Origin of the sequence: Streptomyces viridifaciens (assembly GCF_001888885.2) — a bacterium.
Taxonomy (GTDB): Bacteria; Actinomycetota; Actinomycetes; order Streptomycetales; family Streptomycetaceae; genus Kitasatospora; species Kitasatospora aureofaciens.
In genome coordinates this window covers 1,513,160-1,527,526 of sequence record NZ_CP090841.1, presented here as the reverse complement: position 1 = coordinate 1,527,526, position 14,367 = coordinate 1,513,160, and the positions used below count along the sequence as shown (strand labels likewise).

The 14,367-nt window shown below is 74.7% G+C and carries 11 protein-coding genes; 8 read left to right on the top strand and 3 right to left on the bottom strand.

All coding sequences use genetic code 11. The features are described from left to right. Positions 1-24 precede the first annotated feature (24 nt). The 7 genes from BOQ63_RS14345 to BOQ63_RS14315 all read left to right on the top strand — a co-directional run bounded on the left by BOQ63_RS14345 (position 25) and on the right by BOQ63_RS14315 (position 8,851). On the top strand, positions 25-669 hold the full coding sequence (locus tag BOQ63_RS14345; protein WP_141763853.1) for a hypothetical protein: 645 nt from the start codon (positions 25-27) through the stop codon (positions 667-669). A gap of 205 nt (positions 670-874) precedes the next feature. Further along, positions 875-1,651 (top strand): ABC transporter ATP-binding protein, encoded by a 777-nt coding sequence (locus tag BOQ63_RS14340; RefSeq protein WP_223885932.1) that lies wholly within the window; start codon positions 875-877, stop codon positions 1,649-1,651. Continuing rightward, complete coding sequence (locus BOQ63_RS14335; RefSeq protein ID WP_150475900.1) at positions 1,636-3,624, top strand: cytochrome d ubiquinol oxidase subunit II; 1,989 nt, start codon at positions 1,636-1,638, stop codon at positions 3,622-3,624. The genes BOQ63_RS14340 and BOQ63_RS14335 overlap by 16 nt, the downstream gene beginning before the upstream one ends. A gap of 57 nt (positions 3,625-3,681) precedes the next feature. Next, positions 3,682-4,998, top strand: coding sequence for a sensor histidine kinase (locus BOQ63_RS14330; RefSeq protein ID WP_030289973.1), 1,317 nt, complete (start codon positions 3,682-3,684; stop codon positions 4,996-4,998). Continuing rightward, positions 4,962-5,618, top strand: coding sequence for a LuxR C-terminal-related transcriptional regulator (locus BOQ63_RS14325; protein WP_030289971.1), 657 nt, complete (start codon positions 4,962-4,964; stop codon positions 5,616-5,618). Before BOQ63_RS14330 ends, BOQ63_RS14325 begins: the two co-directional genes overlap by 37 nt. A 479-nt stretch (positions 5,619-6,097) precedes the next feature. Further along, positions 6,098-6,532: an ArsR/SmtB family transcription factor gene (locus tag BOQ63_RS14320; RefSeq protein ID WP_030551882.1), complete on the top strand. Its 435-nt coding sequence runs from the start codon at positions 6,098-6,100 to the stop codon at positions 6,530-6,532. A 111-nt stretch (positions 6,533-6,643) separates the two neighbouring features. Then, positions 6,644-8,851 carry a tetratricopeptide repeat protein gene (locus tag BOQ63_RS14315; RefSeq protein WP_150475898.1) on the top strand — a complete coding sequence of 736 codons (2,208 nt, stop codon included), beginning with the start codon at positions 6,644-6,646 and terminating at the stop codon, positions 8,849-8,851. Between the two features lie 56 nt (positions 8,852-8,907). Here the strand turns inward: BOQ63_RS14315 and BOQ63_RS14310 are convergent, their stop codons facing one another. Next, positions 8,908-10,629 (bottom strand): hypothetical protein, encoded by a 1,722-nt coding sequence (locus BOQ63_RS14310; protein ID WP_454129785.1) that lies wholly within the window; start codon positions 10,627-10,629, stop codon positions 8,908-8,910. 593 nt (positions 10,630-11,222) lie between these two features. Between BOQ63_RS14310 and BOQ63_RS14305 the strand changes: the two genes are divergently transcribed. Further along, complete coding sequence (locus tag BOQ63_RS14305; protein ID WP_030551874.1) at positions 11,223-12,521, top strand: YhgE/Pip domain-containing protein; 1,299 nt, start codon at positions 11,223-11,225, stop codon at positions 12,519-12,521. Between the two features lie 33 nt (positions 12,522-12,554). Here the strand turns inward: BOQ63_RS14305 and fdhD are convergent, their stop codons facing one another. Further along, positions 12,555-13,409, bottom strand: a complete 855-nt coding sequence (gene fdhD / locus BOQ63_RS14300) for a formate dehydrogenase accessory sulfurtransferase FdhD (RefSeq protein ID WP_030289964.1) — start codon at positions 13,407-13,409, stop codon at positions 12,555-12,557. Positions 13,410-13,653: 244 nt separating this feature from the next. Then, positions 13,654-14,121: a GreA/GreB family elongation factor gene (locus tag BOQ63_RS14295; protein ID WP_030289963.1), complete on the bottom strand. Its 468-nt coding sequence runs from the start codon at positions 14,119-14,121 to the stop codon at positions 13,654-13,656. Between the last annotated feature and the right edge of the window lie 246 nt (positions 14,122-14,367).

Sequence of the window (14,367 nt, the reverse complement as noted above, 5' to 3'; positions counted from 1 at the left end):
TCATGAGGAAGGAGGATGAGCCACGTGGCGGGACGTCCTGTGAAGCTCGGTGTGGTACTCGTGGGCCTGGTGTGCGGCGTCAGCTCGTGCGCTTCGCTGCCCGGAGGTGGCGGGCCGACCGCCGCGGGTGGCGGTGCGGCGACGGTCACTGCCCGTCCGGCATTTCCGGAGAACATCAAGAAGTTGGTCCTGAAGTTCGCGACGGAGAACGGGACGGCGCCGGCCGGTGGCCGGTTCACCGAGTACGACGGCGCGCACGGGCCGGAGCTGATCTGGGTGTCGGAGAGGACCGGCGATCTCTGCGTCGCATCGGAGACCGTCACGGCCGGGATGTGTCAGACCGCGAAGCGGACGGCGGAGGCACCGGTTCCCGGGGTCGACGTCTTCGAGGACAGCGGGTTGACCGACCACCATGGAGAATCCTCGTGGGCCATCCGGCTGGTCGCCAGCGGGGAGGCGGTCGACCATCTGTCCTGTCAGGGAAAGGACTTCCCGGTCCTGAAGGTGTACTCAGCCGACCTTGCGGGCGCCTTGCGCACCGTCTACACCGTCGCAATCCCGAGGAACCTCCAGGGCGAGTACAAGGTGGCGGTCCGTCGGGGCAGCGAGTCGGCCGAGGAACGCCTCGACCTCAACATGGACAAGGTCGGCCCGCCAGCGCAGTGTTGAGCGGTCGGCCATGACCGGCGGTGCCCCGTCTCCCTTTATGGGAGGCGGGGCACCTTCCTGTCGTCCGTGGCCCGGGGGTGGGTCCAGGCCCACCCCCAACCGGGGTGCAGCTGGATTCTGCCGCTGATCTGCGGTCCCTAGATTCGATCACGAGCCGCCCCCCGGGACGGGGCGGGCGTAAGGGATCGGGTTCGGGGAGGGCGCTGTGGAGGGAACAGTGGCGGAGGGGGCGCCCGCGCTGCGGCTGGTGGGGCTGCGGAAGCGGTTCGGGGCGCACACCGCCGTGGACGGGGTGGACCTGGTGGTGCCGAGCGGTTCGTTCTACGGGCTGGTCGGTCCGAACGGGGCGGGGAAGACGACGGCGCTGTCGATGGCGGTCGGCCTGCTGCGGCCGGACGCCGGCAGCTCGGCCGTCTTCGGGGTCGACGTGTGGAGCGACCCGGTGCGGGCCAAGGCGCTGGTCGGGGTGCTGCCGGACGGCATGATGCTGCCCGAGCGGCTCACTGGGCCCGAACTGCTGCACTACCTGGGCCGGTTGCGCGGTCTGCCGGGTGCGACCGTGGACGCCCGGGCCGAGGAGCTGCTGGGGGTCCTGGAGCTGGACGAGGCCGGGCGGACCCCGGTGATCGACTACTCCACCGGGATGCGCAAGAAGATCGGTCTGGCGACGGCACTCCTGCACGCACCCCGGCTGCTGGTGCTGGACGAGCCCTTCGAGGCCGTCGACCCGGTGTCGGCGGCGACGATCCGGGTCATTCTGAAGCGCTTCGTCGCCGCCGGCGGCTCGGTGGTGTTCTCCAGCCATGTGATGGCCCTGGTCGAGCAGCTCTGCGATCACGTCGGCGTGATCGCTGCGGGCCGGGTGCTGGTGGCCGGGCCGGTGGAGGAGGTCCGGGCGGGGCGGGGGCTGGAGGAGGTCTTCGTCGAGCTGGTGGGCGGCCGTGCGGGCGGGGAGGAGGGGCTGTCGTGGCTGGCGTCCTGAAGCCCTCGGATGTGCCGAACCCCGGCGGTCCCCGGCACCCCGGCGGGCCCCGGCACTCCGGCGGCCCCCTGAACCCCGCGGTCGTTCTGACCGGGATGAAGCTGGCCGTCCTGCGCCGGTCGATGTCCGGCCCCCGGGCCGCGAGCCTGATCGCCGGGGGCGTGGGCGGCGTCCTGACGGCCGTCGGCACCGCCCTGCTGGGCCTGGTGGACTTCCCCGCTCCCGAGTCCGGCGTCGGCACGATCGCCCTGGTGCTGCTGGTCTGGACCGTCGGCTGGGCGCTCGGCCCGACCCTCACCGGCGGCGACCCGACCCTGCGGCTGTCCTACTTCACGCTGGTGCCGCAGCGCCCGCGCCGGCTCGCCCTCGGCCTGCTGGCCGCCTCGTTCGTCGGCATCACCCCGCTCGTCGGCCTCATCGCCTTCTCGGTGCTGATCGTCTTCGGCGCCGGGCTCGGCCTGCTGCCCGCGCTGGTCTCCGTCCCGGCCACCCTGCTGCAGCTGCTGCTCGTCGTGGTGCTCGCCAAGCTGAGCCTGCAGTGCCTCGGCAGCGTCGCCCGTACGCGGCTGGGCTGGGAGCTTTCCGCGCTGCTGGTCGGGCTGGTCTGCGGGTTCCTCAACACGGGCTGGTTCGGTCTCGCCTTCTTCTTCGAGCTGCTCGGCGGCCACTGGGCACCGGTGATCGGCACGGTCGTACGCGCTCTGCCGTCCGGCTGGTCGGTGGTCGCCGTGGACGCCGCCCGGCGCTCCGACTGGGCCCTGGCCGGCGCCTGCCTCGGCGGACTGCTCGCCCTCTGCGCGCTGCTCTTCGCCGCCTGGACCGCCCTGCTCTCCCGCCAGCTGGCGCGCGGCACGGCCGACGGTGGCCGGACCGCTGCCCGCCGTGGCGCCGCCCGTCGGAGCGCCCGGCTGCGGGCCGTCACGGACAGCCCCGCGGGCGCCGTCCTCGGCAAGGAGCTGCGGCTGTGGGCGCGCGACCCGCGCCGGGCCCGGTTCCTGCGGATCGCCCTGTGGAGCGGCCTGTTCACCGGTCTGCTGCCGATGCTCGGCGGCTTCTCCACCGTGCTGCCGTGGAGCGGTGTCGTTCTCGCGCTGTACGCCGGCGCGCTCGGCTCCAGCCTGTACGGCCTGGATGCCGGCGCCCTGTGGCTGACCCTGGTCGCCCCCGGCGCCGAGCGGATCGACGTCCGGGCCCGGCAGTGGGCCTGGCTGCTGGTGGTCGGGCCGGCCGCCCTGCTGCTCACCGTGGCCGTCACCCTCGCCGTCCCCAACGGCTGGGCCTGGCCCTGGCTGCTCGCCACCCTGCCCGCCGTGCTCGGCGCCGGGGCGGGCCTGACCCCGCTGACGTCCCTGCTCGGCCCGGCACCGTTCCCGGACCTGCCCGGCGGCAACCCGTTGGACGGCTTCAGCGACGAGAGTGGCGACCAGGCCCGGATGCAGAGCCTGGCCGTGCTGCTGCTCCAGCTCGCCGCCGCCCTGCCCGCCGCCGGCGTCGTACTGGCCGGCACGCTGCTGCACAACGCGCCGCTGCGGTGGGCGGGGACGGCGGTCGGCCTCGGCACCGGACTGCTGTACGCCGGGTGGCTCGGCCGGGCGGCCCGTCACCGGCTGGAGACCCGGGGGCCGGAGCTGCTCGACGTGATGCGCAAGGGCGTGCGGCGGGGGACGGAGCCGGCGCCGGCCCGCTCGCCGGAGGAGCAGGAGCAGCAGGACCTGCTGGACGGCCTGTCCCGCCGCCGCACGGCGCTCGCCGGGCTGCTGGTCACCGTCGGAATGCTGAGCGTCGCCCCGCAGGGCGGGGTGGCGCTGGCGATGTCGCTCCTCCCACCGGCGAACCGGAGCTGGTTCCTGGCCCTCTACCTGCCGCCGGAGTGGCAGGTGCCGGTGGCGGCGGGGTTCGTCCTGCTGGGCACGGTCTGCCTCTTCGTTGTGTACCGGCTGATCCGGGCCAAGCACGCCACCGCCCGTGAGTAGGCGCACGGGGCCCGCTGCCATCATGATCGTCCAGCATCTGACCCGTCCGGAGGCCCCGTGAGCACCCCGCAGTCCCGAGGCGCCGAGGCGCTGCGCACCGCCGTACGGGCGCTCGGGCGTCTCGCCGTCCTCACGCTCCTCGTCCCGGTCGGGGCGGTGCTGGCCGTGCTCTACCTGGTCTCGTTCCTGCTCTGGGGCTGCCTCGGGATGGTCCCGCTGTTCCCGGTGGCCACCAGGGTGGTCCGCTCCCTCGCCGGCGCCGCCCGGTGGGCCTCCGGCCACTGGTCGCAGGTGCCCGTACCGGTGCCGTACGTGCCGCTCCCGCCGCTGGAACGCACCCTGCACGGCTGGTTCTGGACCGGCCACGACTACCACAAGAACCGCCGGTTCGCGTCCTTCGCCCGCACCCTGCGCTGGCTCTGGAACGACCCGGCGACCTGGCGCGACGCCGGCTGGCTGCTCGCCGACCCACTGGTCGGCGGCGCCGTCGCGGCCACGCCCCCGCTGCTGGCGGGCTACGGCCTGTACGGGCTGGCGCAGCCCGTCCTGCCCCAACCCGGCCTCGGCTACGGTCTGTTGCCGATGCCCGGCCTCCTCGGGCCGCTCCTCGGACTCGTCCTCGTCCCCGCCGGACTCGCCCTCGCCCGGCCCGCCCTGCACCTGCACGGCCGGTGGACCCGCAGCCTACTCGGCCCCACCGAACGCTCCCGGCTCGCCCAGCGGGTCGAGCAGCTCACCGAGATCCGGCTGGACGCCACCGAGGCCCAGGCCGCCGAACTGCGCCGGATCGAACGGGACCTGCACGACGGCGCACAGGCCCGGCTGGTCGCGGTCAGCCTGCGGCTCGGCGCGGTCGTGCCGCTGATCGACCGCGACCCGGAGAAGGCGAAGCAGGTGGTGACGGACGCCCAGGAGAACGTCACCCAGGCCCTGCAGGAACTGCGCGACCTGGTGCGCGGCATCCACCCGCCGGTGCTCGCCGAACGCGGCCTCGCCGAGGGGGTACGGGCGCTCGCACTGGACGTGCCGCTGAAGGTCGACGTCCGGGCCGAACTGCCCGGCCGGGCCGAGGCCCCGGTGGAGTCGGCGGTGTACTTCGCCGTCAGCGAGGCGCTCACCAACGCGGTCAAGCACGGCGACGCCAGGCACGCCACGGTGGAACTCAGCCACGCGGCCGGACTGCTGCGCGCCGAGGTCACCGACGACGGCCGGGGTGGCGCCGACCCCGCCGGCGGCAGCGGCCTGCGGGGCATCCAGCGCAGACTTTCGGTGTTCGACGGTACGCTCACGCTGACCAGCCCCCCGGGGGGCCCGACCAGGCTGATCATGGAGCTGCCGTGCGCGTTGTCCTCGCCGAGGACCTCGTCCTGCTGAGGGACGGACTGGAACTGCTGCTGAGCGCCCACGGCCACGACATCGTCGCCGCCGTGGAGAGCGGGCCCCAACTGGCCGCCGCCCTCGCCGAACACCGCCCCGACATCGCCGTGGTCGACGTCCGCCTGCCCCCCACCTACTCCGACGAGGGCCTCCAGGTCGCACTCGCCGCCCGCCGCGAACAGCCCGGCCTGCCCGTCCTGGTCCTCTCCCAGCACGTCGAGCAGCTCTACGCCCGCGAACTGATCGCCGACGGCGCCGGCGGCGTCGGCTACCTGCTCAAGGACCGGGTCTCCAAGGCCGACCAGTTCGTGGACGCCGTCCACACCGTCGCCGCCGGCGGCACCGTCATGGACCCCCAGGTCATCACCCGCCTCCTCGCCCGCAACGCCTACGACGAGCCCCTCGCCATGCTCACCCCGCGCGAACGCGACGTCCTCGCGATGATGGCCGAGGGCCGCTCCAACGCGGCCATCGCCCAACGCCTCCACTTCAGCGAGGGCGCGGTCAGCAAACACACCTCCAACATCTTCGCCAAACTCGGCCTCGGCGCCTCCGACGACGACAACCGCCGCGTCCTCGCCGTCCTCGCGTACCTCGACGGAACCCGCCAGCCGTAGACCCTCCGGCCCAGGGCCGCCCTACCGCCGCCCCGCCATCCCGCCGCACAAAGCTGCCCGGCCCGCGCCCCCGCGCCGGGCTTTCCCGAGGCCCCTACCGCCGGCCCCCGGCCTTCCCGGGCGGGTGTTGGCCGGCGCAGGAAGTGGCCGGGCCGACTTCCTGCGCGGAGGTTCCGATGGCCAGCCCCCGCCGCCGGTTCTCCTGTCCTGCCTCGACGGCGCTCGTTTGCGCAGGAAGTGGCCGGTCCGACTTTCTGCGCAGCGGTTTCCGGAGGTCCGCTCCTACCGCCTGTCCCTGGTCTGCCGGGGCGAGGTTGGCATAGGAAGTCGGCCGGTTCGACTTCCTACGCCAGGGGGGGTGGGGCTCGCTTGTCGGTCACGGGTGGGGCGCGGCGCGGGGCTGGTTGCGCGAGAAGTCGGCGGGGTCGGCTTCCTGTGCGGGGGCGGGGGCTTCCCGGGGGCGTCGGTACGATCGGGGTATGGGTGGTGCGGAGGATGAGGCCTGGGACGCCGAGGCGGCGGAGCGGGCGGTGGCGGTGCTGAAGGCGGTGGCGGATCCGTCGCGGTACCGGTTGCTGTGGGCGCTGAGCCGGCGGGAGCTGCCGGTCAGCGAGCTGGCCGAGCTGCTGGGTGCCCATGTGGCCGCGACCTCGCAGCACCTGGCGAAGCTGCGCGCGGCGGGCCTGGTGGTGGCGCGCCGGGAGGGGACGCGGATCTTCTACCGGGCCGCCGAGGTGCGCGGCCTGTTGACCGAGGCCGCCGTGATCGCGAACGACCTGCCGGCGCGGGGCGCCGACCGCGGTGGGGACGGCGGCGCGGCCCCGGCCGCCGCGACGGTGGAGCAGCCGTTCGCCCGGGCCGCCCGGGCCGTCCGCGGAGTGCGGCGCCGACCGGTGACCGATCGACCCGCCTGACGAACCGTCATCCGGCCGGAGGCGGGCGGGCGAGACGCTACCGTTGGGCGGGTCAGGAGACGTAGGCGGAGGGCGGAGCCTGCCGCGCGTGGTGCTGGGGGTGGTGGGGGCATGGTCGATCCGCTGTCGATCTCGGCGGTCTCGGGTGTGTTGGGGGCGGTCAGTTCGTCGATGGCCGGGGAGGCCGGCAAGTGGGCGTGGGAGGCGTTCGGCGGCCTGGTGCAGCGGGCGACCGGGCGCCAGGTCCTGGCGCCCGCCGGGGCCACCGAGCGGGAGGCCGTCGCCCGGCTGCTGGTCGAGGGGGCCCGCAACGACCCGGCGCAGGCCCGTGCGCTGGCCGCCTGGATGAGCGGCGTGTCTTCCGGCGTGCACTCCGGCATTCCGGGCGGCGTCCCGCCCGGCGGGGCGGGCGGCGCGAGCGGCCCGGGCGCGGTGCCGCGCCTGCTGCCCGCCTCCACCCGCTACTTCACCGACCGCAAGGGGCCGCTCGCCGCCCTCGACAAGGAGGGCGGCCGCAAGCCGGACGGCCGACCCCGGCAGGCCCTGCTGCACGGGCCGGACGGCATCGGCACCAGCGCCGTCGCGATCCACTGGGGCAGCCGCGAGACCGCCCGCTTCCCGGACGGCCAGCTCTACGCCGACCTGCGCGCCGCCGGGCCGCAGGGCGCCGCCGACCCGGCGACCGTACTGCGCCGCTTCCTGCACCGCCTGGGCGTGCCCGCCGAGCACCTGCCGGCCACGGTGGAGGACCGCGCCGACCTGTTCGGGGCGCTGCTGGCCACCCGCCGGCTGCTGGTCGTGCTCGACCACGCCCACTCCGCCGCCCAGCTCCGGCCGCTGCTCACCTCCGCCGCCGGGGTGTTCACGGTGATCACCGCCCGCCGCCCGCTGGCCGGGCTGGACGCGGTCAACATCCCGGTGGGTCCGCTCGCCGACAAGGACGCCCGCCGACTGCTCACCGAGGTCGCGGGCAAGCACGCCGTCACCGCCGCTCGGGCCGCGCTGCCCGGCGTGCTGGAACGCTGCGCCGGCTACCCGTTCGCCCTGCGCGCCGCCGCCCCGGGCCTGGCCGAGGCCGCGCTCGCCGGACCGGCGTCCGCCGGGCGATCGGCCGCCACGACCGACCCGGCCGAGGCCGCCGCCGAGGACTGCTACCGGCAGCTCTCGCCGGACGCCGCCCTCGCCTACCGCCGCTGCGCCCTGCGCCCCTGGCCGGGACTGACCGCCCGGGTCGCCGCGGCGGCCACCGGCCTCGCCGAGCCGAGCGCGGCCACCGCGCTGGCCGGACTCGCCGAGGCGGGCCTGCTGGAGACCGCCGTCGACGGCCGGCACCACTTCCGCCCGCTGGTCCGCCGGCACGCCGAGGCCCTGGCCGTCCGCGAGGACGGGCTGGCCGCGTGTGCCGCCGCCGTCACCCGCACCGTGGACACGCTGCTACGCCTCGCCGTCGCCGCCGACTGCGCCGCGCTGCCGCAGCGTTGGCACCTCGGCCCGCTGTACGCCGTCCTCTGCCGGAACGGCTACCCGGAGGGCTCCCCGGACAGCTACCCGGACGAGGCGCAGGCGCTCGCCGCGCTCGGTGCCGAACTGCCCAACCTGGTCGAAGCCGTCCGTGCCGCCGAGGAGTTCGCGGCCCCCGAGCTGGTCTGCCAGCTCGTCGAGGCACTGTGGGCCGTCCAGCTCAAGGCGGGCCGGCACGACGAACTGCTGCCCGCCCTGCGCGCTGGTGCCCGGGCCGCCGCCGCGCCCGGGACGGCTCCGCGCTTCGCCGGCCGTATGCACGGCCAACTCGCCCTCGCCCTCGTTGAGTTGCAGGAGTACCCGGAGGCCGAACGGCAGCTGCTGCTGGCGGCGGAGGCCGAGGAGAAGGACGGGCACCTGCGCGGCCAGGCCACCGCCGTCGAATCGCTGGGACTGCTGCGGCTGCGGCAGTGGCGCTACACCGAGGCCCTGGACTGCTTCGACCGGGCCGTCGGCCTGCTCGACGGCATCGGTCCGGACGGCGACGGCAGTGCCGATCTGCCGCGCGCCCGGGCCTTGTTGAGCCGGCACCGGGGCCGGGCGCTGCGTGGCCTCGGGCGCTTCGACCGGGCGCGGGCCGCACTGGAGGAGGCGGTGGCGTTCTTCCGTGGCACCGGCGAGGGCTACAACACCGCCCGGGCGCTCACCGACCTCGCCCAGGCGCTGATCGAGCAGGGCCACGGCGCGCAGGCGCTGCCGCTGCTGGACGAGGCCGGCACCCTGCTGGAGCGGCAGGGCGCGCGGTTCCACCTCGCGCCGCTGGGGGTGCTGCGCTCGTTGTGCGTCAACGGGACGTAACGGGACGGGCAGCGGGACAGGCAACGGGACGGGCGCCGGGCCGAGCACCGGGACGGTCAACGGGACGGAGTGACCGCCACCCGGTGGACGGTGCCCCCACTTCGTACCGCCAACTCGGCGGGTTCCACTCCTCCGGAGTGTGCTGCCCGCCAGGCCAGCAGGGCGGAGGCGGCCGCGGCGGGATCGAGGCCGTGGCCGGTCAACTCCCAGGCGCGGCCGGTGCGGTCGACCGCCGTACAGCCGTCGGGGCCGGTGACCAGGGCGGCCAGGGCGCAGGAGCGGTGACGGTCCAGCACCTCGGCCGCCCACTGGCGGGGCGGTCCGAGCCGAGGGTCGTCGGGTCGGCCCGGCGGGGTGTGCTGGAGGATCAGGTCGGCCAGGTCCAGCGCGCCGGGGTCGAGGGTGTCCTCGTGCACGGCCAGGTGCCCGTCGCCGGGGCCGTCCGGCTCGTACCGGGCCGCGGCGAACCGGCGCAGCGACACCTCCCGGTGGCCCACCTCGGTGAGCACCCGCAGCGGCGCCGTGGCCCGGGCCGGCCGGTGGGCGGGCAGCGGAAGCGGATCCAGCAGCGCGGGCGCGGCCGGCTCCGGGATGCCGATCAGCCGGTAGAACAGCTCCCGCAGGCGCCCGGCGGACTCGCCGGGGCAGGACGTGGTGAGGGCCGCCGGTCCGGGCGGGACGCGGCCGTCCGTGAGGACGGCGTCGAGCTGGGGGCGCAGTGGGGCGTACGGGTCCAGCCGGGGTGCCTCGCGGACGAACTCGGCGATCTGTGAGGCCTGTTCGACGACCGTGACGCCGGGCGCGGCGACCAGCACCGGGGTGCCGATCGCGGCGGCGTAGTAGCTGACCGAGCCGAAGTCGCCGACGACGGCGTCGGCGGCGATCAGCGCCTGCCGCCAGTCCGTCACCGGATCGACCAGGGTCAGGCCGGCCCGGGCGGCGCCGTCCAGCCACAGCCTGATCTGCCCGGGGCCGTGGCCGTGCCAGACGTTGGGGTGCAGGACGGCGGCGATCCGGTACTCGTCCACGGGCAGCTCGGGCAGGTGTGACAGGAGGAGCGGCAGTACGTCCGACGGCGCGCCTTTCGACGCGTCCCGCACGCGCGCGTCATCGTCGCCGTCGTCGCCGCCGTCGCCGAACAGGGAGGTGGGGTTCCAGGTCGAGTTCAGCAGGACGAGGCGCTGGCCCGGGCGGACGCCCAACGCCCGGCGGAACGCCCTCCGGCGGGGGCGGGCGGCCAGGATCCGGTCGAAGCACGGGTCACCGCAGAGCACCGCCGTATCGGCCGCCTCCGGGCAGGACTCGCGCAGCCGGTCGAGCTGGGTGGGGTGGGAGAGCACCATGGCGTCGGCGACGGGTGCGCCGTCCTCGGCGAGCACCCACTCGGGCGACAGCCCGAAGACGGGGTCGGCGCCGGTGTCGGCACCGAGGGCAGAGGGCGCCCGGTGTCCGGTGTCCGGTGTCCGGTGTCCGGTGTCCGGTGTGGCGAGCCTCTTATTGTAGCCAACGCCGTGCGAGAGCACTGCCAAACTCCCCTTGACCATGTGGAGTTGACCACCGAAGCTGGCCGAGACGGCCAGGTCCGCCCCGACGTCCAGCGCCTGCTCCCAGGGCAGCACGGGAACGCCGAGCGCCGCCAGCAGTTCGGACGTTCCGGAGCGGAAGGGCGACGTCTCCGGGCAGGTGGCCAGCAGTTGCACGCGCAGGTCGTCCCGGAACAGGCCGACCACGTCGAGCAGCCGGGTCGCCGAGGTCACGTTGTGCACGATCAGCAGCACCCGCCGGCACCCGCTCCGCGTCGCCCACCGGTCGGCGTCGGCGCCGACCGGCACCCTGATCCACCCGTCCCGCAAGCCGCCGCCCTCCCAGGTCGTCGCCCGTCGTTCCCCGCCCCGCCCGGGGAAGCTTAGCGATCAAGCGATCGCGGGCGTGCGCCGTACCGCCCGGAGGCCTCCTCGTCGCCGCCGTCGCGCAGGAGTTGAGAGTGGTGCCGGTGGTCATGGCGTTCCTCCCGTGGGCCCCGGGCGCGCGGGGCGGTTGGGGGTGTACGGCAGCAGCCCCTCCCTGCGTACGAGCACGGCGCATCGGCGCGCGGTGGTGCGCGCCCGTGCGGGCACGGCGGAGCCGCGTGCGTCGATGATGCGTGCGCCGTGCGGCGCTGACGCATCGTCAGTTGTGCGAGTGGGGAGAGTGGCATGGACCGGCCGGAGCGCGATACTTGCGCACTTGGTAGAATATTTACCTTTGGTGGGGGTGTGGAGGTGCCACCGCCCGGGTGACGCGGGTTTGAGCGCCACGCGCCCACGGAACGACTTCCCGCCGTACCCGCAGCGGCACGGCACCCGCCCGTTGCCCGAAACCGAGGGGTGGCATGGCGACCACGGGTTCCCCGGGGGCTCCCCGGCAGGCGAGGGCGCTGGCACTCGCCCGGCGACCGAAACTGTGGCTCTTCCCGAGCGTCCTTTGCGCCCTGGTGGCCGTGCTGCTCTCGCTGCTCTACATGGGCGGCATCGTCAACCCGAACGGGAACCTGCACCGGCTGCCGATCGCCCTGGTGAACGCCGACCGGGGCGCCCCGCCGCCCGGCCGGGCGGTGAACTCCGGCACCGAGCTGACCCGGGCGGTGGTGGCCGGCACACCCGGCGAGACCGTCGACTGGAAGCAGACCGACGAGGCCGGCGCCCACGACCTGATCTCCTCCGGCAAGGTCTACGCCGCACTGCTCGTCCCCGCGGACTTCACCGCCGCCGTCACCGGGCTGGCCACCGGCGGGGCCACCGCGCGGCCCACCCTCACCGTCCTCACCAACCCGGCCCTGGGCAGCCTGGGTGCCTCGATGGCCTCGCAGATCGCCCAGGGCGCCGCCCACCAGGCCTCGCTCGCCACCGGCAGGCAGCTGCTCGCCGCCGTACCCGCCACCAAGTCCTCCGGACCGGACGGCGGCGCCACCGCCCGACTGCTGCTCGCCGACCCGTTCGCCGTCACCACCAAGGCCGGCCCGATCGGCAGCCACAGCGGGCTCGGCCTGAGCGCCTTCTACTACACCCTGCTGTCCGTCCTGAGCGGCTTCATCGGCGGCAACATCATCCACAACGGCGTCGACGGCGCGCTCGGCTACAGCGACAGCGAGATCGGCCCCTGGCACACCCGCCGCCCGACCGTACCGATCAGCCGCACCCAGACCCTGCTGCTCAAGATGGTGATGACCGCCGGGATCATGCTGCTCACCACCTCGCTGGTGCTGCTCTGCACCGTAGGCATCCTCGGCATGGACGCCCCGCACATGGCGATGCTCTGGCTCTTCGCCTACTGCGCCAGCCTGGCCGTCGGCCTCGGGGTGCAGGCGATCAACGCCGCGTTCGGCGGGATCGGGCAGCTGGTGTCCATGTTCGTCTTCATCGCCCTGGCCCTGCCGTCCTCCGGGGCGACCGTCCCGCTGCAGGCGGTGCCCGCCTTCTACCGCTTCCTCGGCGCCTTCGAGCCGATGCGACAGCTGAGCGACGGCATCCGGGCGATCCTCTTCTTCGACGCGCGCTCCGACGCCGGACTGGCCCGCGGCTGGATCATGATCGCCGTCGGCGTGGTGCTGGCCCTGGCCTTCGGCTTCGGGATGACCCGCTACTACGACCGCAAGGGCCTGCACCGCTGGACGCCCCAGCCCTCCGACTGACCCGGGCCGGCCCGCTACGGGCGGCCCGACCGGCTACTCGCCGTCCCGGGAGGCGTCTTCCGGGCCGGTGTCGATCCGGTCCGTGCGGGTGTAGACGTTCATCGAGTCGCCGCGCAGGAAGCCGACCAGCGTCAGCCCGCTCTCCTCGGCGAGGTCCGCCGCCAGCGAGGAGGGCGCGGAGACGGCGGCGAGCATCGGGATGCCGGCCATCACGGCCTTCTGGACCAGCTCGAAGGAGGCCCGGCCGCTGACCATCAGCACCGTGCCGCGCGCCGGGAGCAGGCCCTCGCGCAGCGCGTGGCCGACCACCTTGTCCACCGCGTTGTGCCGGCCCACGTCCTCGCGCAGGCAGAGCAGCCGGCCCCCGGCGTCGAACAGGCCGGCCGCGTGCAGGCCGCCGGTGCTGTCGAAGACCTTCTGGGCGGCGCGCAGCCGGTCGGGCAGTGCGGAGAGCAGCTCGGGGGTGACCCGCAGCCCGTCCTCGGCGACGCTCCACGGCGCGGTGGTGCGCACCGCGTCCAGGCTGGCCTTGCCGCACAGGCCGCAGGAGGAGGTGGTGTAGAAGTTGCGCTCCAGCGAGGCGTCCGGGGCGGGCACACCGGCGGCGAGCACCACGTCCACCACGTTGTAGGTGTTGCCGCCGTCGGCGGTGGCGCCGGCGCAGTAGCGGATCCCGGCCAGGTGGTCGGCGGCGTGCAGCACGCCCTCGCTCACCAGGAAGCCGGCCGCGAGGTCGAAGTCGCTGCCGGGGGTGCGCATGGTCACCGTCAGCGGGCGGCCGCCGACCCGGATCTCCATCGGCTCCTCGGCGGCGAGGGTGTCGGGGCGGTGCGAGGGGGTGCCCTGGCGCAGTCGCAGTATCCTGCGCGGAACGGTCACTCGGCCCATCGTCGTCGGCTCCTCGGGGTTCGATCCGGTCGGTACGGATGAATCCTCCCTCCTGCCGGCGGTGCGCGGTTCGGGCAGGTGGCGGCGGCTGGTGGCGGCGGCGACCGCCAGGCTGAGGACGCCCACCGCGGCCACGCCGTGGTTCATCGCCCCGGGGCGTCGAAGAGGTGGTTCCCGTGAAGCCGACGAGCCGCGCCCGTCGGAGGCCGGGCGAGCACCCCCGACCGGGAATTCCGCCCTCGGCCTACCGGCCGTTCCCCACCGCCAGCACGACCGCGCTCGCCGCGCCGCCCGGCGTCTCGTAGTTCACCGTCTCCCCGGCCCGGCGGCCCAACAGCGCCTTCCCCAACGGGCTGTCGTAGGTCACCAGGGTCATTTCCCGCTCCTCCGCCAGCTCCGAGATCTCGACGGTCTCCTCCTCGCCGTCCGAGAACCGCACGGTGACGGTCGAACCCACCCCGATCACCTCGGTCGACGGTGCCCCGGCCACCTCGGCCTCCCGCAGCCGCCCCTCCAGCTCGGCGATCCGCCGGTCCAGCCGCGTCACGTCGGAGGCCCGCTGAAGTTCGTCGGCGGCATCCGCGGAATCACCCGCCGGACCGTCCCCCCGAAGCGTCGCGGCCACCTCCCCCCGCTCCACCCGCAGCTGTGCCAACTCCTCGCGCACCGCGCGCAGCCCCTCGGCACTGATCGGTTCCGGCCCACCGCTCATCACAAGCTCCCGGGTCTCTCACGGGACGTTGAAACACCGGCCGTCTCTCATTACCCCACCCCGCCGCGCCCCCGGCAAATCCTCCGCGAAGTCGCCCCGTTTTCGGTGAACCGGTTCGCGCAGATACGGCCGTCCGGCACGATGGCGGCCATGACCGGCGGCGACGATCCGAGTTCGAGCCCGCGGGACGGCGTCCCGGACCGAGCCGGCGAGAGGTACCGGCCTTTCGCGCATCTCACCACGGAG